Genomic DNA, 25,022 nt, shown 5'->3' with positions numbered 1-25,022 from the left:
ACACATTTTTAACCCATTAGCCGTTACACTGCCCGCGTATGTAAAATAACCAGGTTGAAACAAATGGTATTTTTTTACCGGTGGGCCGCCGCGTCTACCGGTTAATCGTCAGTGATAAGGAAAAGCTACCTATGGGCACGCAAGAAAGCGTCAAAACTCGTCATAAAGAGTCGTTTCTCATCTTACCGCTCATTGCCCTGGCCATACTTTGGCTTTGGGGTGATTCGACGTCCTTCCCGGTCATCATCGCGATCAATTTACTGGCGCTGGTGGCGATTCTGAGCAGTGCATTCAGCGTAGTTCGTCATGCTGACGTGCTGGCACACCGCCTTGGCGAACCCTATGGTTCCCTGATCCTCAGCCTGTCGGTGGTGATTCTGGAAGTCAGTTTAATTTCCGCGCTGATGGCAACAGGCGACGCGGCCCCCGCCTTAATGCGTGATACGCTCTATTCGATCATCATGATTGTTACCGGTGGGCTGGTTGGCTTTGCTTTGTTGCTTGGCGGCCGTAAATTTGCCACGCAGTATGTTAACCTGGCCGGGGTCAAACAGTACCTTATCGCTATTTTCCCGCTGGGTATTTTGGTATTGGTTTTCCCTAATGCGCTACCGGGCGGCAATTTTACTTCCGGGCAGGCTCTGCTGATCTCGGCGATTTCAGCCGCAATGTACGGCGTATTCCTGCTGATTCAAACCAAAACCCACCAGAGCCTGTTTGTGTATGAGCATGAGGACGAAGGCGACGATCCGCATCACGGCAGGCCTTCCGCCCATTCAAGCCTCTGGCACACCGTCTGGTTACTGATTCATCTGATCGCTGTGATTGCCGTAACTAAAATGAACGCCAACACGCTGGAATCCTTACTGACCGAGATGAATGCGCCCGAGCAGTTTACCGGCTTCCTGGTCGCGTTATTGATCCTGTCACCAGAAGGTCTGGGAGCGATAAAAGCGGTGCTGGCTAATCAGGTACAGCGCGCGATGAATCTGTTTTTTGGTTCGGTGCTGGCGACGATTTCACTGACGGTTCCCACCGTCACTATCATTGCCACCCTGACCGGACAACAGCTGATATTTGGTCTGGAGTCGCCGCAGATGGTCATCATGATTGCCGCCCTGCTTCTTTGCCAAATCTCCTTCTCGACCGGGCGCACCAACGTGCTGAATGGCGCGGCGCATCTTGCACTGTTCGCCGGCTATTTGATGACGGTTATGCTGTAAATTTTTACCGCTGCTGGCACTACGCCAATAAAAAAAGAGCGCCTGAAGGCGCTCTTTTTGTTACTCGCTCAGCGATTAGTTGCTGGTATCCAGTTCCGGGAAGTTCTTCACCAGATCGTCGATCGCTTTCATCTGCTTGAGGAACGGCTCCAGCTTGTCCAGCGGCAGTGCGGATGGACCGTCGCATTTCGCGTTAGCCGGATCCGGGTGCGCTTCGATAAACAGGCCGGCCAGGCCAACAGCCATACCAGAACGCGCCAGCTCTGTAACCTGACCACGACGACCGCCTGAAGCAGAGCCAAACGGGTCGCGGCACTGTAGCGCATGGGTCACGTCGAAAATCACCGGGCTGCCGTTAGAAACCTGCTTCATAACATTAAAGCCCAGCATATCCACAACCAGGTTGTCGTAACCGAAGTTAGCACCGCGATCGCACAGGATCACTTTCTCGTTGCCGCCTTCAGCGAATTTCTCAACGATGTTGCCCATCTGACCCGGGCTGACGAACTGCGGCTTCTTCACGTTGATGACCGCGCCCGTTTTCGCCATCGCTTCCACCAGGTCGGTCTGACGCGCCAGGAATGCAGGCAGCTGGATAACGTCAACCACGTCGGCAACGGTCTGCGCCTGGCTGGCTTCATGCACGTCAGTGATAATCTTCACGCCGAAAGCCTGTTTCAGCTCCTGGAAAATCTTCATGCCCTCTTCCAGACCGGGACCCCGGTAGGAACGAATAGACGAACGGTTAGCCTTATCAAAAGAGGCTTTAAACACGTAAGGGATACCCAGCTTCTGAGTCACGGTGACATAGTGTTCACAGATGCGCATGGCAAGATCGCGGGATTCCAGCACGTTCATGCCGCCAAACAGCACAAACGGCAGATCGTTTGCTACCTTGATATCACCAATGCTAACCACTTTTTGTTTCATGTCTTCGCCTTATTCATGCAGAGTTTACAGATTAGTGCAGCGTGATCTGTTTTTGTTCAATCGAGTGAATTTGTAATTTGATCATTTCGCTGACCGGGTCTTCCGGACACTGCTCAACGAAATAGGTCAGGTCGCTCAGCGCCACGTGTTCACAATCCAGCTGGGCAAAAATCAGACCACGGTCGCGGATTTCATAGGGATCTTCTGGATCCATATTTACCAGTACCTGACTGACCTGAAGCGCCAGCTCCATTTGTTTCTCTTCCATCAGCGCGGCTTTCAGCGTATCCAGCATTTTATTCAGCACCAGCTGCGGCTCGGCTTCCTGTAAATCATCATCATACAGTTCCGCGACCGGGCCAATATTGCCCTTCAACCAGACTTCCAGCGTGTGCTCATCCAGCGTATCGCCATTGAAAGGATTGATTAACCACATCTCTTCATCAATCCAGTCGGCTCTGAGGATCAGCTGGGTGGGGAAAATCACCGGCATCAGCGGGATGGTCAGCTGTTCGGCAATGTGCAGGAAGATGATGCCCAGCGAGACGGCGGTTCCCTGGCGGGTTTTCAACACGTTGTCCAGCCATAGCGTATCCGAAAGGCGGTATACGCCGCTGGCGCCGCCGAATCCCCACTTTTTCCAGAACAGTTCAATCAGTTTTTCCAGCTGAAGATCCTGTTCCGTCTGCGAGGAAACATAGGCGCGGGCCTCTGCGACCAGCTCCGCAAGCTGCTTTTTCACGTCTTCAGCAGGAAAATCGGGACGGATCGCCAACGTGGCTGCAATTACCGCCTCGCACAGCGGCATCGCTGTGGGTTCATCAGTTGCTATCGACGTCATACAATCCCCAACAATGGCATTTTTGTGGTGGCCAGGTGATAAATCAGCACCAGCATGGCTATCGCCACTATAAAGGCTATCCAGCGCGCTTTCTGTGCGCGTGGTTTACGTCCAAGGGCAACAAACCCAAGGGCGATATAGATAATAACGCCAAACAGCTTTTCAGTCAGCCACGCGCCCTGTGGGCTGAACGGATAAAAATGCGTGATCGCTACCAGCCAGGCGCCCGAAAGCAGCAGCAGCGTATCATTGAGATGCGGCACGATGCGCACCCAGCGACGCTGCATCATTGCCGATCCGGTCTGTAACCAAAAAAAACGCAATAATAACATCAAGAGGGTGATGGCAACCGTCACCATATGCAGCGTCTTAACCGCGCTATACCAGTCCGTCATTCTCTCTTCCTTAATCAGGCCAGCTGTGCCAGTGTGACACGGTCGTTACCGCCGTAGTCCTGGCAGGAAGCCACCTGGATAAATAGGTTTTCGCTCAAAATTGCCCGTACCTGAGCCGCCTGCTGCCAGCCATGCTCAAGCAACAGCCAGCCGCCGGGCAATAAATAATTTCCTGCACGTTCAGCAATAATTTTAATATCCGCCAGCCCGTTATCAGCGGCAACCAGCGCGCTGTCTGGCTCAAACCGTACGTCGCCCTGCTGAAGATGTTCATCATTGCTATCGATATACGGCGGATTACTGACGATAACCGTAAAGCGTTCCCCGGAGAGCGCGCTAAACCAGTTGCTCAAACGAAATGACGCGTTACTGATAGCCAGTCGCTGAGCATTATGCTGCGCCAGCTCAACAGCCGCCGCGATGCGATCGACGCCCGTTACCTGGCAATCAGGCCGCTCGCTGGCTATCGCCAGCGCAACAGCGCCGGTTCCGCTGCCCAAATCCAGCACGGAAGCTGCGCCAGCGGGGATCCGGGCGAGAGCCAGTTCGACCAGCAGTTCAGTATCGGGGCGGGGAATAAGCGTGTCGGGGGAAACGCTGAGCGGCAATGACCAGAACTCGCGTTCGCCAGTCAGATAAGCGACAGGTTCCCCGCTGGCGCGTCGGGCCAGCAGCGGGGCAAGCTGCTCAAGCTGTGAAGGGCTGAGCAACGTATCATCAAAGGCGATCAGCCAGCTGCGGGATTTGCCGGTGACAAATCCCAGCAAAATTTCCGCATCGCGCTTCGGGCTGTCGCTTTCGGCCAGTTGTGTGATGGCTGAACGCAGCCACTGGCGGATTTCCATTACTCCTGCTCGGACAGCGCAGCCAGCTGATCCGCCTGGTATTCCTGCACCACAGGCTCAATCAGCATATCCAGCTTGCCCTGCATTGCTTCATCCAGACGGTAAACCGTCAGGTTGATACGATGATCGGTAATGCGTCCCTGAGGATAATTATAGGTTCGGTTACGATCGGAACGATCGCCGCTGCCCAGCAGGTTACGACGCGTCGACGCCTCTTCCTGCTGACGTCGGGCAATCTCGGCGGCACGAATACGCGAGCCGAGCACCGCCAGCGCTTTGGCTTTGTTTTTGTGCTGCGAACGTTCGTCCTGGCACTCCACCACAATGCCGGTTGGCAGGTGAGTAATGCGGATCGCGGAATCGGTGGTGTTAACATGCTGCCCACCCGCGCCCGATGAACGGAACGTGTCAATTTTCAGATCGCTCGGGTTAATATCCGGCAATTCCGCTTCCGGCACTTCCGGCATCACCGCAACGGTACAGGCAGACGTATGGATACGGCCCTGCGATTCCGTTTCCGGTACACGCTGAACGCGATGCCCGCCTGACTCGAACTTCAAACGTCCGTAAGCGCCGTCGCCCACGATTTTGGCGATCACTTCTTTATAACCACCGTGCTCGCCTTCGTTGGCGCTCATCACTTCCACTTTCCAGCGGCGTGCTTCCGCATAACGGCTGTACATACGGAACAGATCGCCTGCAAAGATCGCTGCTTCGTCGCCACCGGTTCCGGCGCGGACTTCCAGATAGCAGTTGCGCTCATCATCCGGATCTTTCGGCAGCAGCAGAACCTGCAATTCCTGCTCTAAGGTTTCGCTGGCCTCGCGGGCTTCTTTAAGTTCTTCCTGCGCCATGTCGCGCATTTCGGGATCGCTGAGCATCTCTTCTGCCGCAGCAATATCATCCTGGTTCTGCTGCCACCGTCTGAAGCACTGGCTGACATCGGTCAACTGAGCATATTCACGTGACAGCGCACGGAAACGCTCCTGATCGGCAATCACGCCAGCGTCACCCAGCATCGCCTCAACTTCTTCATGGCGTTCCTGCAAGGCTTCCAGTTTGGCAACAATAGAAGGCTTCATCGATGTTGTTTTACCTTGTAATCAAAGAGGCGAAAACGCTACAGCCCAAGGCTGTCGCGTAAAATCTGCAGGCGTTCATCGTCCCCGTCTCGGGCAGCCTGCTGAAGAGATTTGGTTGGTGCGTGGATCAGTTTATTTGTCAGTTTATGGGCCAGCTCACGCAGCACGGCCTGGGCATCTGCGCCCTGCTCCAGCGCAGCCAGCGCACGGCTTTCTAAATCAGCCCTGATCTGGTCGGCCTGCGAGCGGTAATCGCGGATGGTTTCTACTGCGCTTTGCGCACGCAGCCAGGACATAAACTCGCCGCTTTCCTGCACCACGATGGTTTCGGCCTGCACGGCCGCGGCTTTACGCTGCGCCATATTGCTTTCAATGATCGCCTGCAAATCGTCCACGCTATAAAGGTAGGCGTTAGGCAGTTTGCCCACTTCCGGCTCCACGTCTCGCGGAACGGCAATATCCACCATCAGCATTGGCTGATTACGGCGCTGCTTCAGCGCACGCTCGACCATTCCTTTACCGATAATCGGCAGCGGACTGGCGGTAGAACTGATGATGATATCGGCTTCCGCCAGACGCGAATCGATGTCGGCAAGGCCAATCACTTCTGCACCCACTTCATCAGCAAGCGCCTGAGCGCGTTCGCGGGTACGGTTAGCGATGAGCAGCTTCTGCACGTTATGCTCACGCAGATGACGTGCGGCCAGCTCAATGGTCTCACCCGCACCGACCAGCAGAACGGTTACGGTTGAGAGTGATTCAAAAATCTGACGCGCCAGCGTACAGGCGGCAAAGGCCACCGAAACGGCGCTGGCACCGATATCGGTTTCCGTGCGCACACGTTTAGCGACCGAGAACGATTTCTGGAACATTCTTTCCAGCTCGCTGGAAAGCGGATGGCCGCGATGGGAGTCTGCGAACGCTTTTTTGACCTGACCGAGAATTTGCGGCTCACCGAGTACCAGCGAATCAAGGCCGCTGGCAACGCGCATCAGATGGCTGACAGCTTCATTATCATGGTGCCAGTAGAGGCTTTTACGCACATCTTCAGCACTGAGCTGATGGTAGTCACACAGCCATTTCACCAGCTGTTCCTGCAGGTTTTCCTGCTGTTCAACGCTAAGGTATAACTCGGTCCTGTTACAGGTAGACAGCACAACGCCTCCCTGCACCAGCGGCTGAGCCAGCAGGCTGTCGAGGGCCTGATCCAGCGTCTCCGGCGAGAACGTCACGCGTTCACGCAGAGCGACAGGAGCCGTTTTATGATTTATTCCGAGTGCCAGCAACGTCATGGTGATTTGGTCTGGGTTATCCCACTGTTGATAGGGTTTTGAGAGGCGCATTCTACAAGATGCGCGAGATCAAGAAAAGCCATCCTTCACCGTTCCCTGTAACAAGATATAGCTATTGTGCATTAAATAAGACAAATTGAGCATTGACGCCGCCTTTGCAGGCCGATAATTTGAACGGTTAGTTTGCGCATGAGCGCCCACATGGAGTCTGAGGAGTTGTTCCCCTATGTTTATGAAGAATCGCCGTCTGATGCGGCTTCTCCCGCTTGCCAGCATCGTGCTGGCCGCCTGTAGCGTCAATAAACCCCAGGGGCCCGGACAGAGTGTTACCTCCCCCCAGTGGCAGCAGCACCAGCAGGCTGTCGAAAAAATTACCCAGTATCAGACCCGTGGCGCTTTTGCCTATCTTTCCGATAGGCAAAAAGTTTATGCACGTTTCAACTGGCAGCAAACCGCGCCAGATCGCTACCGTTTACTGTTGACTAACCCGCTGGGCAGTACCGAACTTCAGCTGGATGCACAGGGCAGCGTGGTGCAGCTGGTTGATAACAAGGGCAAGCGTTATACCAGTAACGATGCCGAGAAAATGATTTCTCAGCTTACCGGTATGGATATTCCTCTAAACAGCCTGCGTCAGTGGATGATGGGCTTACCGGGCGAGGCGAGCGATTTCTCCCTTGATGACAAGTATCGCCTGCGTGAAGTGAACTACAGCCGTGACGGTCAGCAGTGGAAAGTGAGCTATCAGGGCTACGACGAACGCCAGAAGCCTGCGCTGCCTTCTAACCTCGAACTGCGCGAAGGCGAACAGCGCATCAAGCTGAGAATGGATAGCTGGACCGTTAAATGAAACCCACCCACCCGTCAGCCAGCGCGAAATGGCCAGCACCCGCTAAACTGAATCTGTTCCTCTATATTACTGGCCGTCGTTCTGACGGCTATCATGACCTGCAAACGCTTTTTCAGTTTCTGGATTATGGCGACTCACTGACCATAGAGCCTGATAACAGCGGTCAGATTCGGCTGCTCACCGCAGTTCCGGGCGTACCTGCCGAAGAAAATCTGGTGGTTCGCGCGGCGAAACTGTTGCAGGAACAGGCACGCCTGCGGGGAGCGCTGCCGGATAATGCCGGGGCATCGATTGCAATTGAAAAACGTTTGCCGATGGGCGGCGGGCTTGGCGGCGGTTCGTCAGATGCCGCAACGGTACTGGTCGCGCTGAATTATTACTGGCAAACCGGCTTCAGCTTTGCCGACCTGGCCACGCTGGGCCTGAGCCTTGGCGCGGACGTGCCGGTGTTTGTACAAGGTTTTGCAGCCTTCGCCGAAGGGGTTGGCGAAAAACTGACCCCGGTTAGCCCGGCGGAGAAGTGGTATCTGGTCTTTCACCCTGGCGTATCTATTTCAACGCCGGTGGTTTTTAACGATCCGGAACTGATTCGCGACACGCCACAGCGGCAGATCAAGCAGTTATTAGAGGCCGAATACCGTAATGATTGTGAGCCAGTAGTAAGAAAACGTTTTCGTGAGGTTGAACAGCTTGTTTCCTGGCTGCTAGAATACGCGCCGTCGCGCCTGACAGGAACCGGCGCTTGTGTGTTTGCTGAATTCGACACCGAGTCCGCTGCCCGTCAGGTGTTTGAGCTTGCTCCGAAAGCATGGCAGGGCTTTGTTGCGCGAGGCGTTAACGTTTCGCCGCTGCACCGTCATCTTTCAGAGCAGTTAGAGTTGCCGTGACTGCATCAAACTGTTCCTGAAGCAGCACGACACTCATTACAACACCCGTATGAACCCGTCAGCGGTATTCCGCCCAGTGCTGCTGACGAAGATGTTCATTCTCTGGACGCAAAGCCTGAGGTTCTTCTCGTGCCTGATATGAAGCTTTTTGCTGGTAACGCCACCCCGGAACTAGCACAACGTATTGCCAACCGCCTTTACACCAGCCTGGGCGACGCCGCCGTCGGTCGTTTCAGTGATGGTGAAGTTAGCGTACAAATTAATGAAAACGTACGCGGTGGTGATATTTTCATCATCCAGTCCACCTGTGCACCAACCAATGACAACCTGATGGAACTGGTTGTTATGGTCGATGCTCTGCGTCGCGCATCTGCTGGTCGTATTACTGCTGTCATTCCTTACTTTGGCTATGCCCGTCAGGACCGTCGCGTGCGTTCCGCTCGCGTGCCTATCACCGCCAAAGTTGTGGCTGATTTCCTTTCCAGCGTCGGCGTCGATCGCGTGTTAACTGTGGATCTGCATGCAGAACAGATTCAGGGCTTCTTTGATGTCCCGGTTGATAACGTCTTCGGTAGCCCAATCCTGCTGGAAGACATGTTGCAGATTGGTCTGGAAAACCCAATCGTGGTTTCTCCGGATATCGGTGGCGTGGTTCGCGCCCGTGCTATCGCTAAGCTGCTCAACGATACCGATATGGCGATCATCGACAAACGTCGTCCGCGCGCTAACGTTTCACAGGTGATGCATATCATCGGTGACGTTGCTGGCCGCGACTGTGTGCTGGTTGATGACATGATCGATACCGGCGGCACGCTGTGTAAAGCCGCTGAAGCGCTGAAGGAGCGTGGTGCTAAGCGCGTATTCGCTTACGCTACTCACCCTATTTTCTCCGGCAACGCCGTTGAAAACCTGCGTAATTCCGTGATTGATGAAGTGGTGGTTTGCGACACCATTCCCCTACCGGAAGAGATCAAAGCATTGCCAAACGTGCGTACGCTTACGCTGTCTGGCATGCTGGCTGAGGCGATTCGCCGCATCAGCAACGAAGAGTCAATTTCAGCGATGTTCGAGCATTAATTGGCGTACCGGCTGAATTAGCATTGCTGCCTTTTCAGCCATGCCGCCAGCAATAATGCTCTGCTGAAACAAAAAGTGGGACGGATTTTCATCCGTCCCACTTTTTTTGTTTGTCTGAATCACGATCCGTCAGTGATGACCCTGGCCTGATACTCTGCGACAACGCTTGTCCCCGTAACGACGTACCCAGTAATAATGATCGGTAATCTTTTCACGCCCGCTCATGCTTGCGCCGATCAGCCACATTAACGCACCGATAAATATCGCGAAAATGGCGACATTGGCTAAAAACTGGGGCAGCTGTAGCTGCGGCAGCTGATTGAGTACGGCATAGCCGATCCCTGTTACCACGACTGCCAGACCAATAACCATCAGGGCGTTACCGGTTAAATTGACGTGTCTGCGTTTCATCTGTCACCTCCAAAAGTCAGTGCCTTCCTGTGCGGTTAGTGCCATAAGTTTATGCAATGGTTTGGCAACTCGTTGCGGGACAGATCACATTTACTGCTAAAAGTCTGACAAATCTTTACGCGCAGCATCTTGATTTTTATATAGAAACGGCATTATCACGCTACACAACTATTGTGATATCACGCGCAGTTTTGAGTTCTGCCGCCGCTCTTAGTACACTAGCGCCCTTCCCTATCGGACTTCTCAGGAACAGAGACAAGTGAGCAGCATTAAACTGATTGTCGGCCTTGCCAATCCTGGCGCGGAATATGCCGCGACACGCCACAATGCAGGCGCGTGGTACGTTGATCTTCTGGCTGAACGTCACAATCAGTCACTGAAAGAAGAGAGTAAATTTTATGGTTACACCGCCCGGCTGAATATCGGCGGTGAAGACGTCAGGCTGCTGGTGCCGACCACCTTTATGAACCTGAGCGGTAAAGCCGTGGCGGCAATGGCGACTTTTTATCGCATCGCACCTGAAGAGATTCTGGTGGCGCACGATGAGCTGGATTTGCCGCCGGGTGTGGCGAAATTCAAACAGGGCGGCGGCCACGGTGGTCATAACGGCCTGAAAGATATCATCAGTAAATTAGGTAATAACCTGAACTTTCACCGTCTGCGTATCGGTATTGGTCATCCGGGCGATCGGAACAAGGTGGTGGGTTTTGTGCTGGGCAAACCTCAGGCAGCTGAACAGACGCTAATCGATAACGCCATTGATGAAGCGGCGCGCTGTACCGAAGTCTGGCTGAAAGAAGACAGGTTAAAAGCCATGAATCGTCTGCACAGTTATAAGGCTTAATATTTAATCCGTCTGCATATGGAAAGTATCACCGGCTTATATTTTAATGTAAGTCGCTATATTTTTTTGCAAAAGGCTTTTGAAGAAAAGATTCGAAGTTATAGCAGAAGGTCTGCTTATCAGAACTTTTACTAAGCTCATAGCGGAAGGCAAACTTTGTAAAGGTGAAAAAGGTGGCGTGTTTAAAGGCCCAAACTGGGAAGCGCCGCAGTTCATTCTCGAGAAAAAGTACGGCTTTAACAGGTAGGCGTTAAAAACGTTTCAGACCCTGCTTCCGACAGCCTGATGAGCTAAACGGGAGCAGGTCGAAATTATTAGTTAGCCCAACATTTACAGCAAGTCCCAAACCTTACGGCCCTTCCGTACCGTCGAGCGTGGACAGCCCCATCGTTGCGGCAAAATACCCCTGGACACCCCAGATCTTACTGGTAGCAAGCTTCTCCAGCTGAATCGCGCTTTCAACGCCTTCTATCACTACCCGATTGGTATACTGACGAATATTCGCAATCAAGATGCTGAAAAACGGCTTGCTGACGTTATCGAGATAAAACTGACGATCCAGTTTCACGACTTCAAACATCTTCGACTGCAATGCATTCAGATTGGCATCGCCCGCGCCCAAATCATCCAGCCATAAGATATTCAACTGTTCCATCAGCGTACGCAGCAGCGGGTTATTCGGCCCGTCATGCAGATTAGGAAAATCTTCCGACAGCTTCAGGCGTACAAACGGCAGATGGCTGAGAATTTGCTGAATAAAGGTCGATTCCGTCACCACACGGGCCAGTTGAAAATCAATATTCAGACAGCACAACAGTCCATGCTGCTGGAACTGGTCGGCATAGTGCTCAATCGTCAACAGCTGACTAAGCAGCCGGGTTTGCGGATCTGCCTCAAGGAATGTTGAGTTATCCTGATTTGCTACAGGGGTGAGATCCAGTGCAATGAGCTCACCGCTAAGGGAGTGAATCGGAATGCAAATATAGTCGTTTATCATGCCATGGTGCCAGTTAGGACATCCCGCCAGTGGTTATGTTCGCCGACCAGGAAAGCTACAGATTTTCATTCTGCAACTTCGGCCAGATCGGCAATTTTTATGTATATCGGCAGGACCCGCGCCAGCTTTATGCGTTAACGCTTGTCAGCAGCAACTTTATAGTCAGGCGCATCAAGCTCGTGACTACAGAAGGGCCCCGCCTGCTTCAACAGACTGATACAATCTTCGCTAAGATGGCGTAATCGTACGGTTTTTCCCGCAGCCAGATAGCGTGAAGTCAATTTATCAATGGCCTCAACACCGCTTGAGTCCATTACCCGTGTACGGGCAAAATCAATAACCACATCCTGCGGATCTTTGTCAGTATCAAACAGTTCCTGGAAACTGACTACCGATCCAAAGAAGAGCGGACCTTCAAGCTGATAGGTCTTCTGCTCATCGCTCTCCTGCTGTGCCAGGATGGTAATGCGCGCATGCTGCCATGCAAAAACCAGTGCAGAAATGATGACGCCACAAATAACTGCCATCGCCAAGTCGGTGTAGATAGTCACCACCGTAACCGCAACCATAATCACCGCATCCGGCTTCGGCATGCGCTTCAGACGGCGGATCGAGCTCCATTCAAAGGTATTAATGCATACCACGAACATGATCCCGGCCAGCGCTGCAACCGGCAGCAACGCAATATATTTCGACAGGCTAACCACAAACAAAATCAACAAAACGGCGCCAACAAAATTAGAGATGCGCCCACGCCCGCCGGACGTAAAGTTGATAATCGACTGACCAATCATGGCGCAACCGGCAAAGCTGCCGAAGAAACCACACAGCGTGTTACCTATGCCCTGCGCCACGCATTCTTTGTTGCCGTCACCTTTTTTACTGCCCATTTCATCCAAAACGGCCAGCGTTAACAACGATTCTATCAGACCGACAAGTGCGATAATCACCGAATAAGGCAGTACAATTTGCAACGTGGCCCAGCTTAGAGGGGCTTCAGGCAGGTGAAAGAACGGGAGCGAACCGGAAATATCAGCCAAATCGCCCACGCGTTTGGTGTCCAGACCAAAGCCGATTGCAATGGCGCTGATAGCGATCAGCGCGGCCAGCGAGCCTGGAATGACTTTCGTAAACTTAGGGAACAGCCAGACAATCAGCATCGCCAGCGCCACCAGCGCATACATCACCGGTCCCTGGTTTTTAATCATCGGGATCTGCGCCAGCGCAATCACAATCGCCAGGCCATTCACAAAGCCATAAATAGCGGGTTGTGGCACCAGCCGAATAAATTTACCCAGGCGGAACAGCCCGATCGCCAGCTGGATCAGCCCGGCGAAGATAGTGGCCAGTAGCACATACTGATAACCGTGTGTCTGAATCAGGCTGATCAACACCACAATGATGGAACCGGCTGCGCCGGAAATCATGCCCGGTTTGCCGCCAAACAGCGCCGTGACCAGACCTAAAATAAAGGCAGTGTGCAGACCGATAGTCGGCGACAGTCCGGCCAGCAGTGAAAAGGCGGTCGCTTCCGGGATCAGCGCCACCGAGACCACCGCGCCCGCCAGAACGTCATTTTTGACGTCAGCAGCCTTGAGGTTGCTCAGATTGAACATACTTATTTTCCGTTTTTATAAATGATGCAGGTATTTACTGTGCCGCCAGTAGCCGGGCACGGTCGTCAGGGAGACGAGAAACGCAACAGAGGTTGCATGGCGGGGAGGTCTCAAGGTGGCGTAAGCAGGAAGCGATGCATCTGCGGCTGTCTCCATCATGTGTCAGGTTTCGTCAGTATGGAAAAATGTGAACCAGATCTCAACCCTCTTCTCGCTGGCGCGGCGATAAATCAGCGCCATTCAGCCTGCAATTACGTGTATAATGTCGGGAAATTTGCAGTATCAACACTCTCAACACATCAGGGGATGCAAAAGCCGCCCTGATTTATAGCTTAAGGTGATTCAAACATGGGATTCAAATGCGGTATTGTCGGCCTGCCAAACGTCGGGAAATCCACCCTGTTCAATGCGTTAACTAAAGCGGGCATCGAAGCAGCCAACTTCCCGTTCTGTACCATTGAGCCGAACACCGGCGTGGTGCCAATGCCTGACTCCCGTCTCGACGCCCTGGCAGAAATCGTGAAGCCGCAGCGCATTCTGCCAACCACCATGGAATTCGTTGATATCGCGGGTCTGGTAAAAGGCGCGTCGAAAGGCGAAGGCCTGGGCAACCAGTTCCTGACCAACATTCGTGAAACCGAAGCTATCGGTCACGTTGTGCGCTGCTTTGAAAACGACAACATTATCCACGTTAACAACAAAGTTGACCCGGCGGATGATATTGAGGTGATCAATACCGAGCTGGCGCTGTCGGATCTCGATACCTGCGAACGTGCGCTGCAACGCGTTCAGAAACGTGCGAAAGGCGGCGATAAAGATGCGAAAGCGGAACAGGCTGCGCTGGAAAAATGTCTGCCTCATTTAGAGAACGCTGGCATGCTGCGCTCGCTGGGTCTGAGCGAAGAAGATAAGGCAGCAATCCGCTACCTGAGCTTCCTGACCCTGAAGCCAACCATGTACATTGCAAACGTTAACGAAGACGGCTTCGAGAACAACCCATACCTGGATCAGGTTCGTGCGATTGCAGAGAAAGAAGGTTCTGTTGTGGTGCCGGTTTGCGCCGCGGTGGAATCTGATATCGCCGAGCTGGAAGATGCCGATCGCGAAGAGTTTATGGCCGAGTTGGGTATTGAAGAGCCAGGCCTGAACCGCGTAATCCGTGCAGGCTATTCGCTGCTGAACCTGCAAACTTACTTCACCGCGGGCGTGAAGGAAGTGCGTGCATGGACTATCCCTGTTGGCGCTACCGCTCCACAGGCTGCGGGTAAAATCCATACCGATTTCGAGAAAGGCTTTATCCGCGCTCAGACTATCGGCTATGAAGATTACATTACCTACAAGGGCGAGCAAGGCGCAAAAGAAGCCGGGAAAATGCGTTCTGAAGGTAAAGATTACATCGTTAAAGATGGCGACGTAATGAACTTCCTGTTTAACGTCTAAATAAAACCTGTTGTCTCATGAGGTTTCGCTGAATCTCATAACAACGAAAAAAACCTATAAAATCCACGCAATTGCGTGGATTTTTCATTTCATAATGTCTCAAATCATCTCGTAACAACGCTGTCAAAAATGAGTACATAGATGAGTACAACATTCTTCCATCTTCATTTTAAGTGAGTACAATAACGGTATAATAATTAAACAAGGCCCCGTTATGCTCACCGATACGCAATGCCGCACTGCCAAGCCGAAAGAAAAACTCTATCGACTCAATGATTTCAACGGTCTCTACCTCGAAGTGAAACCCAATGGCAAAAAGGCATGGCGCTATCGGTTTAAACTCAACGGTAAATCCAGCATGTTTGCGTTGGGTGAATACCCAACGGTCAAACTTGCAGAAGCCCGCGAGAAATGCGAGCAAGCGCGTAAGCTAGTCGCAGATGGAGTTAGTCCGACACAGGCCCGTCAGTTAGATAAAATCCGCAAGGTCAATGACGCATGTAACACCTTTGAGCTAATCGCCAAAGAGTGGTTGCAGATGAAAGACTGGGCCGAAATCACCAAAACGCGCCGACTGGATATGCTTGAACGAGTGGTTTTTCCCGCAATCGGTAAGCTCCCAGTCAGGGAGATCACTCCACATCACATTCTTAAAATTCTTCAGGAAACGGCTAAGCGCGGAGCTCCGACCGTTGCCGCTGAAGCCCGCCGCACCATTTCATCCGTTTTTGAGCTGGCGGTGGCGACGCTTAGAGCAGATAGCGATCCTGTCTGGCCAGTGCGTAAGGCGATTCCGGCAAACAAAACGCAGCACAAACAGGCATTGAATCCGCAGCAAATCGGGAGGCTATTAAGTTGTTTTGACAATAGTCGTGGCTCATATCAGGTTAACTATTGCATGTGGCTCATGTGGTGGACGCTCGCGCGACCAGCCGAAGTAACTGAGGCTGAATGGAAAGAATTCGATCTCGATAACGCACTGTGGACTATTTCGTCAACGCGAATGAAAGCCCGCAAAGAACACGTTATTCCCCTTCCCTCCCAGGCTGTCAACATGCTCAGAACGCTACAGGGATTAACTGGGCATCGACAGCACCTTTTTCCGGGCAGGGATAATCCGAAAGGTCCAATGACATCGCACTCCCTCCGCCAGCTACTTAAAAGCCTCGGCTGGAGTGGGACATACAGCCCCCATGCTACCCGAACTACAGGAAGTACGCGTTTAAACGAAATGGGCTATCGACCTGATGCTATTGAGGCCCAACTTGCGCACGCTGATACCAACAATGTTCGTCGCACATACAACCATGCAACTTATCTTGATGAGCGTAAAGTGATGATGCAGGAATGGGCGGATAAGCTTGAGGGATGGGTAAAAAGCACTGCCAATAGTACTGATGTGTCGTAAACGAAGATGCTTTGGTGTGTTAACGCTTATTACTAACGATTATTTTCCACAAGAGAATAAAAACTACATTTTAACCTACACTTTTGTAACTACATGATTTTGCGAATATTGTTTACTGTACTCATCCAGCGTTATAATCCCTCTGTTTTTCCATCCCTCTAATAACACAGGGCATCTCCATGAGCCGATACCATGTATCCAGCAGTGAAGGCCAGTATGAGAAAGACTCTGGTGAACAAGTTTTGGCTAACAAGCAGGGGAGCGCTACTTCTGATGAGATGGATGAGGCTGAACTTGTCTTGTTAGAACAACTCTACCAGTCTGTTGTTGAAGAACAGTTCCCGGAAGGCCAACTCAGCGTACCCATGCTAAAAAGCTGGCAAAATAGGTGCTTATGCATATTAGTAACCTCCGTTTTTGATGACCACTGCAACCAGACATGAGGCCGGACCAAGCACACACAGTGATATGAAGTCAGAGCCTGTTCAGATATAATAATTTCAGTGCGGTTCCCAAAACAGAATAAAGCATATGGAAATTGAATTACTCGACAAAAGTTCATTATTGTCCAGACAGAATTGGCTGGAGCGAGTGCAACTCCCTCCGGACATGATAGAGTCCGTGCGCCACTCCTCAGTCCTTTTTCTCCCAATCGAAAACTTTAGAGGTGTCATCAACTACTCGTTTCCTCAGGGAACCGTCGATCTTTTCCAGTTTATTCAAAAACATATGACCCATCTTGGGCAGACAGAATTATGTATTGCCGATGATGATTACCAGGAGCTCGCGCTCTATTCCCGAGAAATAAGACTCGGACACTTACTGGTAACGCAGGTGGTTGCTCCAGTTCTGATCGGGCTACTTACTAGCTATGTCTATGATATTATTAAAAGCGCGCCAGAGGATAATGTTACGCTTACCTTGCAAATAGAAGGAGAATGTAACGATTATCTCCTTAGTTACAATGGCCCGGCAAAAGACTTCCGACAGATTGAACCCCGCTTATTACAACTTACCAACGGCTGTGATGGACCTAAAAATGCCGTGTCGTCAACAAAAGAAGGACCGGATGACATCACTAAAATTTGAGCTTATCGCTGAACTTAAGCTGTTCACTAGAAAAAAAACAAATGAAAAACGTCAAGCCAAGTATCTACAGGCTTGTAAGACACTTAAGAGCCGGTTGGTAAGCCAAGGTAAACAAGCTGAGGCTAAAGAGATTTGGTGTCTGGAAAACGCACTACTTGCGCAAAATATGTATATAAAATTTATCAATTTACTGCGCCGAGAGAAATTCTATAAGGCATGGTGTCTGCTTGAACAATGCGAGATAACATTAGGAAACCTAAAACGTCATTTTCCTCAGATGCTGAGCCAAGAAGTTTATCTGGATTTCCTGTATCACCAAGTCCCTCTTTGGCAGGAGGTGTTTCCCTATCGGATTTTCAACAGCACAGAGTTTCTTGAAAAGAAAATTCTATGCAGCACCTGTAAAAGCCCTATAACTCCCAGGAAATTTTGCGGACATGATAAGGGCGAAATTTATGACGGAGAGATTTGCTATCGCATTATTGAAGATTTTGAAATTGTAGGCTTTGCGATGGTGAAAAATCCCGTTAACAAATATAGTGTTCCCTTCAAGACGGACGAGAACGGGAAAACTGTGGATCATTATGATTATAAATGTATTAAAATGATCATACGAGAACTTCCTACCCTATTTTACTGGTGGGAAATCAACAAGACATTTGACTGGCATCGACGCATTGACTTCACAGAAACCTTGCCGGATGATATTTGTCCTTGTGGCGCAGATCGTCTTTTCAAGGACTGCTGCTCTTCCAAACCGGCAATTTTGACGCCGCACATTGAAATTGTCCCCCTTAGAAAATGTTAGCTATAGATTCAGGAATATCGATTAAGTATTTTGTCACAAGTTGAATGAATCTGGACAATAATGAAAAAGATACAATAAGTTAATTAGATACCAGCCCAGTCTATGAATCCTCAGATTTAGATAATGTATAACTCTCTTTAATGCTTTTTCTCAATCAAAAGATATGGATGGGACCAGTCAGTGACCTCTTCATATGAAACAAACCCATCGTGCTCCAGTGCGCAAACGCCCTTATGGCTGGCAACGTAATCGTATACAGCCTGACTTTCCAGCCCCTGTAACATGTGCGACAACAGCTTTCGGCGTATCACATCTGACTTCCTGCGTTTACGCGCAGCAACATCTTTATAGGTAATATTGAATGGCTGCCCTACCGCGTTTGTAACGCATTTACCATAACGGTTGGTCAATGCTGTGCCTTCGTAATGATCCAGTAGTAAAGCCAGATCCCGCCTCAAGGGTTTCAGAAGACGTTTCCAACGTTTCAGTACCCGTTCAGCCTCGACCTTGCCTAACTCACGGTTCAGCAAGCATCGGGTACTGGATTTAAGCGATAGCGTAACGAACCCGGCGTTGAATACGCTGGAAAACCTGAATTGCTTCACCAGTTCTTCAGCAATACGCAATACCCGGCAGATATATTGAGTTTCCAGCTTTTCCAGCGATTTGTCCGAAATGCCAATACTCAACAGCTCATGTCGCAGTATCTCAAGCTGGCATCCCTTGATGTCATAGTTCACACCACGTGCCAGACACGCCCACTTCATTTTAGACGGTAGAGTCTGGAAGCCTGTACCAACCTCAAAGGATCTCCCGCCGATGTACGCTGTTTTATACGACTGCCTGTAAGAAACCGTTAGCGGTGATTCCTTCACCAAATCCACACCTGTTTCAGCCAGTCGCGACAGGAAGTTGAAAATGAATATTTTGTTCTTCTTCGTGGGATGTTTGCGATGATAAGCAAGCAATGCATCCAGATTGATTTCAAGCGGCTCAAGATTATTCCAGACCCCCACTACCAACTCCCTGAAGGCAGCGTTAGGGATATCGCGTTTAGACTGCTTATGTTTAGCGTTCTGCCCACGGTCGATCGCAACCCCAATCAGTTCATCAAATGAGTAACTTTTACGCTTGGTGAAAATATCCGTCAGATAATGGTAGCGATCTTGACGGCTAAGGTATGCCTCGCGGTCGTTGCCAAACAACTTACGCAGAACACGTTGAGAAACAGCATATTCCCGGCATAAATGATTAGTATTTGAATACCCGGTTAGCTTGATAATTCCCGCGCTTGCCAGTGCCTCCATTGCACGTTCATAGGCTGGCCCACTTTTCTTAAATACTCCGGGAAGTTTATCCCTACCCAGCTCAAATGGTACTGGCACAGAATAAGACCATTTTTTATTCGCTTTAATCTTTGCTTTTTTCCTGTTCTTACGGCTACAGGTAGCGACACATATAACATGCTGAAGGAATACTGCTATATTTCGATAAAATGGACGCCGCAGACTTGGCACACCGTTATAAGGAACACTGAAAACGACCGACTTGAAATAGTCCAGCGTTGAATCTGTCACAAGGATATTGTTATGCGTAATGTATGGCTTCATAATTCACCTGTATATATGGGCAGAGCCCCATGCCCTGACCTCATTTATTTACAACTGAATTACTCAAATCATAAGTGAACCCAACAAGGTTCAGATGCTAGATAATGATCATAATATTGGAGGCTGGAGCCTCATGATAGCTGATACTGGATAATGGCTATAGTATGTAATGACATATATACAGTAATATAGAGATAGAGTGTATAAAGAGTATAATAGATACGTCTATATACCTTGTAGACGTAAATAGCGATTAAATATCAGCTTGGTCAGAATGGGATTAGCAGATACGTAAAACGTTACCGGTTATTAAGCGGTACAACTTCCTCCCGGTGATATTAAATAGCGGTTGTAGGCGCATGTTATTCTCTGGTTTTATTCTTTTGAAACCTCAACTTTGCTCAAAACCACCGCTCCTTGCAACCATCAGAATAAGGGGAAACTATCGCCGATTTCCCCCTACCATTGTACGAGATGCGAATCGGACACTAAACAGCAGCGGTAGTTCGCCGGTCTACCACGCCAAAATCCGGCAACGTTGGGCGGTCTGGAAGGGTGTTTTTTTGCAGGTCACTCATTTCAGTTCTGCCTGTTAACCGATTAATCAGTGAAGTAATTGGCCTCTGAATCTGCCGGGCTGGTCTCCGTACAATAGGCTGATGACGAAGCGGACAGTCCCCTTGCTTATGAACGAATTGCTGGTGAAAAACCGCAACCCAGCTCAGCGCTGAATGCAGAATTGCACAGTCAGAGACCAGGCTCGCCTACAAAGCCGCAATCACTAAATCACTCAATCACTTTTTTCAAAGCGCCAAATGTTTTCACCATGGTTGGCCTGCCAGTGCTGAGTAGTGTTGATCACCCATTTTCAGCAACCAGGCGAGTTAACGCATCTACATACCTTCCCGATATCCTCTTTGAACGATTTCAGCGAAAAGCTCATCAACAAACCTTGTTGCGATTATGGGTATTCAGCGACAGAATGGTCATCACAATCGATCCGCATTTCAACAGATTGCGATCACTTATAACGTAAGGTTAAGAGGCTTATGAATACCGATTTGATGCCCAATTTCTGGAAGCTGTCACATGGCTGGAAGGAGTTTTCATTCCTGGATATGGTCGAATGTATTGATGAAAAGCTCGTCTACATTCACCGCACGACCGCTGGTAAAGGACAGTCTTCCGTCAGCCAAGCAGAGGAGTTCGTAAACGCTCCGATTGGCGATTACTTCTACCTGACTCACGGTAATCAGGGTGTATACCTGCTTGGTCAGTTCACCGGCCCAGTCAATTACTTCACAAAGCATAGTGATGGTTGGATGGACAGACCATTCCGGCTGATCCACAAAGCTAATGCCAGAGAAGCGTATTATGGCGTCGAGAAATGGTGGACACCTAATCACAACTCTACCTTTGTTAAGGTTCCGCACCACGAATATGATTTATTTGAAGAGCTGATATTGACGCCCTATTTCGATATCAACCTGAAAGATTTTTAGATAAATCTCAAGGATGATTCTCCAAGGAGAAAATCACTAAGCAATCACTGTAAAATAATAAGGGATAATGATGATTTATCAATGCTATTCATGTTCTAGAACAACCTTCGAAACAAGCTGTCCGTGGTGCTCTCCAGAGGTATCTGGAACATTTCGGCAAATGACGCCATTAGATCCATCCTATTACCCTGATTTCCAGTACCAGTCTAAAGGCATCATAAAAGATTTATTTGGTAAGAAGAAAGAGCAGTCCCAACTCAACGCCCTACTTGAAAACGTCCTTTTGAAATATGCCACACTGAAAGACCCCTATTTTACCAACTATATTCACACATCAAGATTTTCGTATAACAATCAGGATAGCAACAGTAACATAGATAGTGAGCGCAATAGTGATTATTCAGAGATAAGATTATTCCAGGAAGTACTGATTAGAAAAGGGTTCAACGAACTGGAGCAGTTACCATCATTGTTAGATAAGCTATTGCTGACCACTTCATTCAACTCTATGAATCGCCACGGATAATCTAGACACTTCCGAGCCGTTGATAATACTGGTTTTCATATTCTGTCGGTGACATCTGATTGCTCGACCCATGCCGACGCTTACTGTTATAAAACATTTCGATGTAATCAAAAATATCGCTGCGGGCTTCTTCCCGCGTTCCGTAGATCTTTTTCTTTATGCGCTCTCGTTTCAGTAACTGGAAAAAGCTTTCTGCAACCGCGTTATCGTGACAGTTACCGCGACGGCTCATACTCCCTTCCAGGCCGTGTGATTTCAGGAATAACTGCCACTCATGGCTTGTATACTGACTGCCCTGGTCCGAGTGGACCAGCACCTTTCTTTGCGGATTACGCCGCCATACAGCCATCAGCAGTGCGTTCAGGACAATGTCCTTTGTCATCCGGGATTGCATTGACCAGCCGATAATTTTGCGTGAGAACAGGTCAACAACCACGGCCAGATACAGCCAGCCCTCGTGAGTCCTGATGTAGGTTATGTCCGTTACCCAACGCTCATCCGGAGCATCCGGATTGAACTGTCGCTGGAGCTTGTTGGGCGATACGATACTGGCCTCGCCTTTGCGTGCCCGCGGGCTCCGGTACCCGACCTGGGCCTTTATCCCGACACGCTTCATCAGTCGCCAGACTCTGTTCACTCCGCACTGTTGCCCGCTATCCCGCAAGTCCATATGGATCTTGCGATAACCATAAACGCAACCGGACTCCAGCCAGAACTGTTTGATCTTTCCCGTCAGTCTCAGATCTACCTGGTGGCGCTTAGAATGCGGCTGCTGAAGCCAGGCGTAAAAGCCACTGGGATGAACATCCAGCACCCGACAGAGCAGACGAACAGGCCAGCAACTGCTGTTGTCACGGATAAAGGCGTACCTCAGTCGGACAGCTTTGCGAAGTACGCCGCGGCTTTTTTTAATATGTCCCGTTCGTCGGTAACCCGCTTCAGCTCCTTCTGGAGCCGGCGGATCTCGGCCTGAGCATCTGACTGTTCTTTATTAGTGGAAGAATCCGGACCGTACTTCTTTATCCAGGCGTAAAGGCTGTGGGTGGTGATATCGAGACGTGTTGCAACGCTGGCAACAGAATAACCGCGATCAACAACCTGTTTGACTGCTTCAATTTTAAACTCTTCGGGATAACGCTTACCGCTCATGGGCACCTCTCTTTAAGCCATCTTAAATGACTCGGAGGTGTCTGTTAAACACGTGGCGATTCATTAATTAACGAAGGAATCTTAGATGAAAAGAACAATGCTTCTGGTATTAATAGCTGCTGGTTTGCTGGTTGGCTGCGGCGAGAAAACGCCAAAATGTAGTAGTGATGATGCAAAAAACCTGGTCGTGGATATTGCCAGAAAGACAATCGAGAAAAGCATGACACTGGATAAGGATGTGAGGATTTCTGTTGAAAATGTCAGAACAATAAGCCATGAATCAGGCCTTGACGTTTATCAGTGTGCGGCTGACTTAACATTCACAAAACCAGACCTGCAAAACTCTCTACCAATCACATACCGGATTCAGAAAACTGATGAAGGTAAAGGTCAGTTCTATATAAATATTTTCGGGTTATAACCAGAGGGTTCAGAAATTCAGCAAGTGAAACGCTTATTTGATATAAGCTCGTATTAAGGTGCGTGCCAGCAACAGTAACGCGCACCTAATCTTAGAAAAAAAGTATGTCAAAAAACTACATCGTGGATATTCTTTTTAGAACATCATTTTTCTGTTTATCAATAACACTTATCTCTCGAGCTATCTCATTACGCACTTTCATTAAAATTTGAACACAATCCGCAGAGACCTTTTGAAAGGCATTTGTTTTCCCATGCTTATATAGAATATATTCATCAGGATATTTGACCGCCACCTCATCCTCAGCATTACTTATCAACAATCTAATATTAGAAAAAGCATTCGCAACATCTTTATTTTCTATATGTAATATTTTGCTTGTTTGTATACTGATCCTTGTTTCCTGATAAGCTTTAAGCATTAACTCAGGCTCTTCTATGGCATAATGCCCGCAGAAAGCTTTACGATCCAACAAAGATCTCACATTTACAATGTTATCAAGTAAAGCCTGATATCTCTCACGAGTCTCACTAAAGATACTTGGTAATGCCTTCACTATTAGTTCTGAAGCTTTAGCGATCTTGAAATCATCCTCAGCCAGTAACCTCTTAAGATCTTTAAAGCTTATTATGTTTTTGTCAGAAAACTCAACGCCAGGGCAACTCTCAGTAATTGAATAACTACTTTGCCTCCCTGCACTCATGAATATATATAAAACATCAATATCCCTATTTACATCATTCTCCCTAATGACTCTTAATGTTTTATTCACTTTAGCTGAAGTTTTAATCGAAGTAATTTGAAGGCCAACCTTAGCATTCACGTCCACAGCATCTATACCGGGATAATTTGACTTTAAAATATTAGTAGACACTAAGTTGTACCCCTTCTGCAAACTGAAAAGCGAGCTTATTAAATCTTCAGAAACAACAGCCAAGTTATTATAATTAGCAGTCGAGAAGGTTTTGATTGAGGTCTCTAGATATGCAAGCCCAAATCCAATTTGATCAATCTTCTTTTGCTTATCGAACATTTTATTACTCTCCATTCTAATTAAAGTCGAATGCACGCATAACCGTTATTCATCAATCACTAAAGCGGTTTGTCTGGTAACCTATTGCCGAAGCACTTTTCCACCGTTCTCAGCATCACATCATTCACGGTCGAACTTTCCTAGCTAATAGAACTCGCGGCTCAGTCTATAGCCTCCTAGTTACAACAGTCCAGCGCGAACATTACCCGCACCGCAGCCTAACTCGAAGCCATCTGAGCATCGTCGCATACCGTTTTCTGCTACCATCTGGTCTCCCAGGTGACACATCAGTCAAATACATCGAAACTGTGATTAAATCCTGTGATTGTCTGTAGTAGATTAATTAAAAAATCGTCATCCCTAACAATAGACATTAACATTGAAAGCAAACAAGAGTTACTAGGCATATGGGTGGCAGAAAACAAATGCGCTATATCCTGGCTAAGTGTATTGACAGTGCTTAAAAATCGGGGGGCGGGGCATTGAGTATCTACCGATTTCTCTGCATGAATGCTGTGAAAGCGTTTCAGGATGCGGTCAACAACATCTACCCACAGACGCAAATCCCGCTGTGTATGATTCACGTGGTCCACAATAGCATGAAAAACGGATAGACATTATCCTCCTCGTATGCTATTAAGAAGATAACAGCTTGTTTTTATATCAATTAAGCAACCCTTTCGTTGTTCATGGAAAGCAAACAAATCAGCTATTAAAGATTGTTCCATGAGACATAAAGGCATGAA

23 protein-coding genes and 3 pseudogenes are annotated in these 25,022 nt (G+C 49.3%); 13 read left to right on the top strand and 13 right to left on the bottom strand.

Going from position 1 to position 25,022, the window contains the following annotated elements; all coding sequences use genetic code 11:
• Positions 1-131 precede the first annotated feature (131 nt).
• The gene (chaA, locus tag AAGQ96_RS08705; RefSeq protein WP_147197184.1) at positions 132-1,223 is read left to right on the top strand and encodes a sodium-potassium/proton antiporter ChaA; all 1,092 of its coding nucleotides are present in this window, start codon (positions 132-134) and stop codon (positions 1,221-1,223) included.
• A gap of 75 nt (positions 1,224-1,298) precedes the next feature.
• On the opposite strand, the gene kdsA is transcribed toward chaA, so the two are convergent.
• Genes kdsA through hemA form a run of 6 tightly spaced genes read right to left on the bottom strand, consistent with a single transcriptional unit; the run spans position 1,299 to position 6,608 of the window.
• Positions 1,299-2,153, bottom strand: coding sequence for a 3-deoxy-8-phosphooctulonate synthase (kdsA, locus tag AAGQ96_RS08700; RefSeq protein WP_147197182.1), 855 nt, complete (start codon positions 2,151-2,153; stop codon positions 1,299-1,301).
• Positions 2,154-2,184: 31 nt separating this feature from the next.
• Positions 2,185-2,994 carry an invasion regulator SirB1 gene (gene sirB1, locus AAGQ96_RS08695; protein WP_147197180.1) on the bottom strand — a complete coding sequence of 270 codons (810 nt, stop codon included), beginning with the start codon at positions 2,992-2,994 and terminating at the stop codon, positions 2,185-2,187.
• Complete coding sequence (locus tag AAGQ96_RS08690; protein WP_342755284.1) at positions 2,991-3,389, bottom strand: SirB2 family protein; 399 nt, start codon at positions 3,387-3,389, stop codon at positions 2,991-2,993. The genes sirB1 and AAGQ96_RS08690 overlap by 4 nt, the downstream gene beginning before the upstream one ends.
• A 14-nt stretch (positions 3,390-3,403) precedes the next feature.
• A complete protein-coding gene (prmC, locus tag AAGQ96_RS08685) occupies positions 3,404-4,234 on the bottom strand; it encodes a peptide chain release factor N(5)-glutamine methyltransferase (protein ID WP_342755283.1) in 831 nt (276 codons plus the stop codon).
• Complete coding sequence (prfA, locus tag AAGQ96_RS08680; protein ID WP_147197174.1) at positions 4,234-5,316, bottom strand: peptide chain release factor 1; 1,083 nt, start codon at positions 5,314-5,316, stop codon at positions 4,234-4,236. The genes prmC and prfA overlap by 1 nt, the downstream gene beginning before the upstream one ends.
• A 38-nt stretch (positions 5,317-5,354) precedes the next feature.
• Positions 5,355-6,608, bottom strand: a complete 1,254-nt coding sequence (hemA, locus tag AAGQ96_RS08675; protein ID WP_342755537.1) for a glutamyl-tRNA reductase — start codon at positions 6,606-6,608, stop codon at positions 5,355-5,357.
• A gap of 226 nt (positions 6,609-6,834) precedes the next feature.
• Here hemA and lolB point away from each other — a divergent pair, with 226 nt between their 5' ends.
• The 3 genes from lolB (at position 6,835) to prs (ending at position 9,422) form a co-directional block, all read left to right on the top strand.
• Positions 6,835-7,458 (top strand): lipoprotein insertase outer membrane protein LolB, encoded by a 624-nt coding sequence (gene lolB / locus AAGQ96_RS08670; RefSeq protein ID WP_147197171.1) that lies wholly within the window; start codon positions 6,835-6,837, stop codon positions 7,456-7,458.
• On the top strand, positions 7,455-8,345 hold the full coding sequence (gene ispE / locus AAGQ96_RS08665) for a 4-(cytidine 5'-diphospho)-2-C-methyl-D-erythritol kinase (RefSeq protein WP_147197169.1): 891 nt from the start codon (positions 7,455-7,457) through the stop codon (positions 8,343-8,345). The genes lolB and ispE overlap by 4 nt, the downstream gene beginning before the upstream one ends.
• A 129-nt stretch (positions 8,346-8,474) precedes the next feature.
• Positions 8,475-9,422: a ribose-phosphate diphosphokinase gene (gene prs, locus AAGQ96_RS08660; protein WP_013201847.1), complete on the top strand. Its 948-nt coding sequence runs from the start codon at positions 8,475-8,477 to the stop codon at positions 9,420-9,422.
• A gap of 129 nt (positions 9,423-9,551) precedes the next feature.
• Here prs and ychH read toward each other — a convergent pair whose 3' ends face one another.
• The gene (gene ychH / locus AAGQ96_RS08655) at positions 9,552-9,833 is read right to left on the bottom strand and encodes a stress-induced protein YchH (RefSeq protein ID WP_147197167.1); all 282 of its coding nucleotides are present in this window, start codon (positions 9,831-9,833) and stop codon (positions 9,552-9,554) included.
• Between the two features lie 259 nt (positions 9,834-10,092).
• Between ychH and pth the strand changes: the two genes are divergently transcribed.
• Entirely contained in the window at positions 10,093-10,677 is a 585-nt protein-coding gene (pth, locus tag AAGQ96_RS08650) for an aminoacyl-tRNA hydrolase (RefSeq protein ID WP_147197164.1), read from the top strand.
• A 349-nt stretch (positions 10,678-11,026) separates the two neighbouring features.
• On the opposite strand, the gene AAGQ96_RS08645 is transcribed toward pth, so the two are convergent.
• Both AAGQ96_RS08645 and AAGQ96_RS08640 read right to left on the bottom strand, forming a co-directional pair.
• Positions 11,027-11,674, bottom strand: coding sequence for an EAL domain-containing protein (locus AAGQ96_RS08645; protein WP_147197162.1), 648 nt, complete (start codon positions 11,672-11,674; stop codon positions 11,027-11,029).
• Between the two features lie 134 nt (positions 11,675-11,808).
• A complete protein-coding gene (locus tag AAGQ96_RS08640; RefSeq protein WP_147197161.1) occupies positions 11,809-13,290 on the bottom strand; it encodes a SulP family inorganic anion transporter in 1,482 nt (493 codons plus the stop codon).
• A gap of 348 nt (positions 13,291-13,638) precedes the next feature.
• Between AAGQ96_RS08640 and ychF the strand changes: the two genes are divergently transcribed.
• The 5 genes and pseudogenes from ychF (at position 13,639) to AAGQ96_RS08615 (ending at position 18,035) form a co-directional block, all read left to right on the top strand.
• Positions 13,639-14,730 carry a redox-regulated ATPase YchF gene (ychF, locus tag AAGQ96_RS08635; RefSeq protein WP_147197159.1) on the top strand — a complete coding sequence of 364 codons (1,092 nt, stop codon included), beginning with the start codon at positions 13,639-13,641 and terminating at the stop codon, positions 14,728-14,730.
• A gap of 214 nt (positions 14,731-14,944) precedes the next feature.
• Positions 14,945-16,138: an integrase arm-type DNA-binding domain-containing protein gene (locus AAGQ96_RS08630; protein WP_001543689.1), complete on the top strand. Its 1,194-nt coding sequence runs from the start codon at positions 14,945-14,947 to the stop codon at positions 16,136-16,138.
• 179 nt (positions 16,139-16,317) lie between these two features.
• Positions 16,318-16,518: pseudogene (locus tag AAGQ96_RS08625) on the top strand (hypothetical protein); the annotation flags it as partial.
• A gap of 151 nt (positions 16,519-16,669) precedes the next feature.
• Positions 16,670-17,227: a hypothetical protein gene (locus tag AAGQ96_RS08620; RefSeq protein ID WP_001543687.1), complete on the top strand. Its 558-nt coding sequence runs from the start codon at positions 16,670-16,672 to the stop codon at positions 17,225-17,227.
• Positions 17,208-18,035, top strand: a complete 828-nt coding sequence (locus AAGQ96_RS08615; protein ID WP_001543686.1) for a hypothetical protein — start codon at positions 17,208-17,210, stop codon at positions 18,033-18,035. The genes AAGQ96_RS08620 and AAGQ96_RS08615 overlap by 20 nt, the downstream gene beginning before the upstream one ends.
• A gap of 137 nt (positions 18,036-18,172) precedes the next feature.
• Here the strand turns inward: AAGQ96_RS08615 and AAGQ96_RS08610 are convergent, their stop codons facing one another.
• Positions 18,173-19,645 (bottom strand): hypothetical protein, encoded by a 1,473-nt coding sequence (locus AAGQ96_RS08610; RefSeq protein ID WP_342755282.1) that lies wholly within the window; start codon positions 19,643-19,645, stop codon positions 18,173-18,175.
• A gap of 1,049 nt (positions 19,646-20,694) precedes the next feature.
• Here AAGQ96_RS08610 and AAGQ96_RS08605 point away from each other — a divergent pair.
• Complete coding sequence (locus tag AAGQ96_RS08605) at positions 20,695-21,147, top strand: hypothetical protein (protein WP_001543683.1); 453 nt, start codon at positions 20,695-20,697, stop codon at positions 21,145-21,147.
• A 70-nt stretch (positions 21,148-21,217) separates the two neighbouring features.
• Positions 21,218-21,658: pseudogene (locus AAGQ96_RS08600) on the top strand (restriction endonuclease); the annotation flags it as partial.
• Between the two features lie 16 nt (positions 21,659-21,674).
• On the opposite strand, the gene AAGQ96_RS08595 reads toward AAGQ96_RS08600, so the two are convergent.
• Positions 21,675-22,822 (bottom strand): IS3 family transposase gene (locus tag AAGQ96_RS08595; protein WP_342755229.1). Its coding sequence is split into 2 segments (ribosomal slippage): positions 21,675-22,585 and positions 22,585-22,822, totalling 1,149 coding nucleotides; the frame shifts between segments, so codons are not numbered across the junction.
• Between the two features lie 85 nt (positions 22,823-22,907).
• Here AAGQ96_RS08595 and AAGQ96_RS08590 point away from each other — a divergent pair.
• Positions 22,908-23,243 (top strand): hypothetical protein, encoded by a 336-nt coding sequence (locus AAGQ96_RS08590; RefSeq protein ID WP_342755281.1) that lies wholly within the window; start codon positions 22,908-22,910, stop codon positions 23,241-23,243.
• Between the two features lie 115 nt (positions 23,244-23,358).
• Here the strand turns inward: AAGQ96_RS08590 and AAGQ96_RS08585 are convergent, their stop codons facing one another.
• Both AAGQ96_RS08585 and AAGQ96_RS08580 read right to left on the bottom strand, forming a co-directional pair.
• Entirely contained in the window at positions 23,359-24,276 is a 918-nt protein-coding gene (locus tag AAGQ96_RS08585; protein ID WP_342755280.1) for an SMEK domain-containing protein, read from the bottom strand.
• A 62-nt stretch (positions 24,277-24,338) separates the two neighbouring features.
• Positions 24,339-24,540 (bottom strand): annotated as a pseudogene (locus AAGQ96_RS08580) (IS3 family transposase); the annotation flags it as partial.
• Positions 24,541-25,022: the final 482 nt, after the last annotated feature.

Origin of the sequence: Pantoea sp. MBD-2R (genome assembly GCF_039134845.1) — a bacterium.
In the GTDB taxonomy this organism is placed as follows: Bacteria; Pseudomonadota; Gammaproteobacteria; order Enterobacterales; family Enterobacteriaceae; genus Erwinia.
The sequence above is the reverse complement of the archived record's forward strand: the minus strand, read 5'-3'. Positions and strand labels throughout refer to the sequence as shown.

What these genes read in the sequence shown, in the direction of transcription:
- chaA (WP_147197184.1), top strand. Translation starts at nt 132, where the DNA reads ATGGGCACGCAAGAAAGCGTCAAAACTCGTCATAAAGAGTCGTTTCTC.
- kdsA (WP_147197182.1), bottom strand. Translation starts at nt 2,153, where the DNA reads ATGAAACAAAAAGTGGTTAGCATTGGTGATATCAAGGTAGCAAACGAT.
- sirB1 (WP_147197180.1), bottom strand. Translation starts at nt 2,994, where the DNA reads ATGACGTCGATAGCAACTGATGAACCCACAGCGATGCCGCTGTGCGAG.
- AAGQ96_RS08690 (WP_342755284.1), bottom strand. Translation starts at nt 3,389, where the DNA reads ATGACGGACTGGTATAGCGCGGTTAAGACGCTGCATATGGTGACGGTT.
- prmC (WP_342755283.1), bottom strand. Translation starts at nt 4,234, where the DNA reads ATGGAAATCCGCCAGTGGCTGCGTTCAGCCATCACACAACTGGCCGAA.
- prfA (WP_147197174.1), bottom strand. Translation starts at nt 5,316, where the DNA reads ATGAAGCCTTCTATTGTTGCCAAACTGGAAGCCTTGCAGGAACGCCAT.
- hemA (WP_342755537.1), bottom strand. Translation starts at nt 6,608, where the DNA reads ATGACGTTGCTGGCACTCGGAATAAATCATAAAACGGCTCCTGTCGCT.
- lolB (WP_147197171.1), top strand. Translation starts at nt 6,835, where the DNA reads ATGTTTATGAAGAATCGCCGTCTGATGCGGCTTCTCCCGCTTGCCAGC.
- ispE (WP_147197169.1), top strand. Translation starts at nt 7,455, where the DNA reads ATGAAACCCACCCACCCGTCAGCCAGCGCGAAATGGCCAGCACCCGCT.
- ychH (WP_147197167.1), bottom strand. Translation starts at nt 9,833, where the DNA reads ATGAAACGCAGACACGTCAATTTAACCGGTAACGCCCTGATGGTTATT.
- AAGQ96_RS08645 (WP_147197162.1), bottom strand. Translation starts at nt 11,674, where the DNA reads ATGATAAACGACTATATTTGCATTCCGATTCACTCCCTTAGCGGTGAG.
- AAGQ96_RS08640 (WP_147197161.1), bottom strand. Translation starts at nt 13,290, where the DNA reads ATGTTCAATCTGAGCAACCTCAAGGCTGCTGACGTCAAAAATGACGTT.
- ychF (WP_147197159.1), top strand. Translation starts at nt 13,639, where the DNA reads ATGGGATTCAAATGCGGTATTGTCGGCCTGCCAAACGTCGGGAAATCC.
- AAGQ96_RS08630 (WP_001543689.1), top strand. Translation starts at nt 14,945, where the DNA reads ATGCTCACCGATACGCAATGCCGCACTGCCAAGCCGAAAGAAAAACTC.
- AAGQ96_RS08620 (WP_001543687.1), top strand. Translation starts at nt 16,670, where the DNA reads ATGGAAATTGAATTACTCGACAAAAGTTCATTATTGTCCAGACAGAAT.
- AAGQ96_RS08615 (WP_001543686.1), top strand. Translation starts at nt 17,208, where the DNA reads ATGACATCACTAAAATTTGAGCTTATCGCTGAACTTAAGCTGTTCACT.
- AAGQ96_RS08610 (WP_342755282.1), bottom strand. Translation starts at nt 19,645, where the DNA reads ATGAAGCCATACATTACGCATAACAATATCCTTGTGACAGATTCAACG.
- AAGQ96_RS08605 (WP_001543683.1), top strand. Translation starts at nt 20,695, where the DNA reads ATGAATACCGATTTGATGCCCAATTTCTGGAAGCTGTCACATGGCTGG.
- AAGQ96_RS08590 (WP_342755281.1), top strand. Translation starts at nt 22,908, where the DNA reads ATGAAAAGAACAATGCTTCTGGTATTAATAGCTGCTGGTTTGCTGGTT.
- AAGQ96_RS08585 (WP_342755280.1), bottom strand. Translation starts at nt 24,276, where the DNA reads ATGTTCGATAAGCAAAAGAAGATTGATCAAATTGGATTTGGGCTTGCA.